The following is a 3796-nucleotide window of genomic DNA, read 5'->3' on the forward strand; positions in this document are numbered from 1 at the left end:
GGGTGATCTTGGTCGTGAACCCGTCTACCAGGGGCTTCACTCACATGTCGAACCAACTGACCTTCTCACGCATCAAGTTGGCAAAGGCTCAGTGCCCGTCCCTGGTCCGTTCGCTCGCGGCCGTCCACGAACAGCGACGAGCCCTAGAAACACAGATCGGGCAGCTGCTGGAGGCTCACCCTCTTTTGGCGGTCCTGACCTCGATTCCGGGTGGGGCGCGGTCAGGACCGCCGCCACTCTGCTGGTCACCGTCGGCGACGGCACCAGCTTCCCCACCGCCGCCCATCTCGCCTCCTACGCCGGCCTGGCACCGACGACCAAGTCGTCGGGGACCTCCATCCACGGCGACCACGCCCCCAGAGGCGGCAACCGGCAGCTCAAGCGCGCGATGTTCCTTTCCGCGTTCGCCGCGCTGCACGATCCCCCCTCCCGCGCCTACTACGACAAATGCCGGGCCCGAGGAAAGACCCACACCCAGGCACTTCTCCGCCTGGCACGCCAACGGATCAACGTGCTGTTCGCGATCCTCCGCGACGGCCCCTTCTACGAACCCAGAACCCGAACCCCACGCCTCGCTTGACGAAAAGCGTAGAGGCCCCCCGGATCTTGGTCAGCTTGATACTGGGACGGTTTGGTCGCAGAGTAAGTGGTCCAGATCGTGAGCGGCAACAGCGGTAAGCGTGAACACGGCCGGGTTCAAAAGGACGGGGTGGAGCTGGTGCTCTCCACCGGCCCCACTCCTTCAGAGATGACAGCACCCGACTACTGCCCTGTCCCCGGCGCCGCCTCAACATGCGGACCGGACCCCACGGTGCTGGAGTGGGATGAGGACTCAAGCAAAAGGGACGTTGCGATGGACGGCAGAGGAAGACAAGACGGACCGTTATCGCGCGGACGTCGGCGCTGGACCGCAAACAAGTTGCTGGGGCGGATCCTTGCCGTGCTATGCGTGGCCGCCCTGCCGCTACTGGTAATCCTTCCCGCCCTGGTCACGGCTCTCGTAGCATGCGGACCCGACGCAGGTAAACCGACGACGCATACGTCGCCCACAAGCCGCCCTCGGCCTTCCTCAGGCGCTTCGTCGCCGACCCCGACTCGCGCCGCCAAACCCTGGACGTCTGGCAGCCGGGCCGTCGTAACGGCCCGGCTGCCACAGAAGCATCGGCCATCGATGCGGCCCACAGCGACAGTCGAAGAAACCACGCCGACCACGCAACGCGCACGGAAACCTTTGAGTCGCCGGCTCCAGGCGTGCATTGCCAGAAATGTGCCGCGGTCAAGGCTGCAAGTGCGACGCCGTTGCATCTAAGTGCTCCGGGCTACCGTGCCGGTCTCGACTGTGATGGTGACGGCGCCGCATGCGAGAAATAACCCCAGTGGCTACCGCTCTCGCGCTGCGCGGGCCCACCGCAGGAGGGCAAGGGATGCAGGAAGGGCGCACAGAGTCTCGGCAGTTTCTCAAAACAGGAAGGAAGGAGTTCTACTCATGCGCAGAGTGCTGTATTTGTTCTTCAGGGTGATGGTCGCGGCCTGCATCGGGTCGTTACCGTTACAAGGGTCCGCAGCAGCACACGCCAGCTGGGCGCTGGTCACCAACGCGACTCAGTTCACGGACACCACCGGTCAGCCGGTACATGGGCACGACGGCGGCGTGATCAAGGTGGATGACTATTACTACTTCTTCGGTGAGAATCACTACGACGACTACCGATTCAAGTCGGTTTCGATGTACCGCTCTACCGATCTGCAGACCTGGGAGTTCCGCAACAATGTGCTGACCGAGGACTCGGCCCCTGAGCTGAAGGCGGCCAACGTGGGGCGGCCCAAAGTGATCTACAACAGCAGCACCAAGCAATACGTGCTGTACATCCGCAAGGAAGACCGGGCGTGGCCGCCGACCGAGAACCGGATCGCGATCGCCACCTCACCCACCGTGGACGGCAACTACACCTACCACGGCAGTTTCCGGCCCCTCGGGTACAAGTCCTTCGACATGAGTGTCTTCCAGGATGACGACGGCACGGCGTACTTGATCGATACGACCAATGATCAGAAAGACCTCACCATCTTCCGTCTGACGCCCGACTACCTCGGGGTCGCCTCGGTGGTGACGAGTTTCCACAACGTGGAACGTGAAGCGCAGTCGATGTTCAAACGCAACGGCGTCTACTTCCTGGTGACCTCGGGCGTGACCGGCTGGTGGCACAACCAGGCCAAATACACCACCGCGACCAGCATGGCCGGCCCATGGAGCGCCATGGCTAACCTCGGCGACAGCATCACCTACGGTTCACAGCCCACATATATCCTGCCGATTCGAGGCAGCACCACGACGTCGTACCTCTACATGGCCGACCGGCACGAGGAAGCCTGGGGGACCCAGGCCGCCGAGTACGTCTGGCTGCCACTCGAGTTCCCGACCGACAGGACACTGACACTGTCCTGGCACCCGTGGGTCGCCATCGACACCTCGACAGGCGCCGTGATCGGTGTGGGAGGGGGATACCCGTACGTCATTCTAAGAGCCCGGCACAGCGGCAAATGCCTCACCGCGCCGTCGTCCACAGCCGACGGCGCAGGCTTAACGCAGCACACGTGCGGCGCCGCCGAAGCAGCCAACCAGCACTGGGAACTTCTCCCAGTGGACCACGGCGACTACCAGATTATCGTCAGACAGGGTCATAAATGCCTCACCGTGCCCGCGTCCTCGACCGCCGACACGGTACAGCTGACCCAGCAGACGTGCGGCACAGGCGCCAACCAGGTGTGGCGCGCCTCCTACAGAGGCGGAGGCACCTACTACGTCCTCATCGCCCGGCATAGCGGCAAGTGCCTGGACATCGACAGCTGGTCGACCCAGGACGGCGCGCGAGCCATCCAGTACCACTGCAAAGGCACCGCTGACGAAAACCAGCAGTGGCAGATTGCCCGCGCGCCACTGTAAAGCGAGGATGGGCATGGAAAGAGTAAGCTCGTTCAGCGGTAGCTCGGGCCTTGACCCAAGGCTCCTCCCCAGAATGAGGACGGCTTTGGCGGCGGTGGTGAGCCAGGTGGGGCTGCAGCGGGCATGGCGGAAGATCCGCCAGGTCTTCAGCCATGTGACACCGTTCGACCGGGTAGCGGAGCCGGGCATGGGCCTTGTTCACCGACCGCTGTGTGACGGTCAGTTCTTGACGAGGTTGGCGCCGCTGCGGGACGGCGACGGGGCCGCCCGCGCCGAGGTAGCCAAGGCTGGCCAGAACTGGCCGGATGGGGACTGGTGTCGCCGGTGGTAGTGGCCCATGCGGGCTACGGCCAGAACGCCCCTTCGGGCACAGACTCCGAGGTGAACAAACGGCGGGCCATGGCTCTACCTGGGATTGCGGCGACTGCTGACTGAAGGTGTCGAGTCGGGTGCCCCCCTCATCACGGGAGTGGCCGATTCGATTTCGTCTGCTCCGTGGGCGCGGCAGCTCCGTAGGTGGGGCACGGCGACGACGTACCAGGGCGCCGGGTAGGCATCGGGCGGGTCCCAGCCGACGCTGACGTGAATGGCCGTGCCGGTGTGGGCCTTACCTAGAATGTGCTCGGATGGGGGAGGTCGTTGAGGGCAGCTGTGCGGCTGTTCTTTCGAGGCACATGTTTCGCCTCTTTGACCCACCCTAATGGCGGATGCTCTTACTCTGCTCTGCTCCCCATAGACACCTCGAGGTTTTCGTTTGTCAGTGAACCCTTCTCATCCTGTGCTTCGCGGCCGTTGGCGGCTGCCGGTCGGGTCCGTAACGCGGCAGGGCTCCTGGTCGTTGCGCTGGTGATC

At 63.9% G+C, this 3796-nt stretch carries 2 protein-coding genes and 1 pseudogene; all 3 read left to right on the top strand.

Annotated features, from left to right (window positions below; all coding sequences use genetic code 11):
- Window positions 1–95 precede the first annotated feature (95 nt).
- Window positions 96–580: pseudogene (locus tag ACZ7HQ_RS44890) on the top strand (transposase); the annotation flags it as partial.
- A 671-nt stretch (window positions 581–1251) separates the two neighbouring features.
- Window positions 1252–1371: an excalibur calcium-binding domain-containing protein gene (locus tag ACZ7HQ_RS44895; RefSeq protein WP_471003266.1), complete on the top strand. Its 120-nt coding sequence runs from the start codon at window positions 1252–1254 to the stop codon at window positions 1369–1371.
- Window positions 1372–1486: 115 nt separating this feature from the next.
- Entirely contained in the window at window positions 1487–2944 is a 1458-nt protein-coding gene (locus ACZ7HQ_RS44900; RefSeq protein ID WP_471003269.1) for an RICIN domain-containing protein, read from the top strand.
- The last annotated feature ends 852 nt before the right edge of the window (window positions 2945–3796 follow it).

This window comes from Streptomyces sp. NPDC037290 (assembly GCF_055603245.1).

Excerpts from the sequence above, each read along its gene's own strand:
- ACZ7HQ_RS44900 (WP_471003269.1), top strand. The coding sequence starts at position 1,487 with ATGCGCAGAGTGCTGTATTTGTTCTTCAGGGTGATGGTCGCGGCCTGC.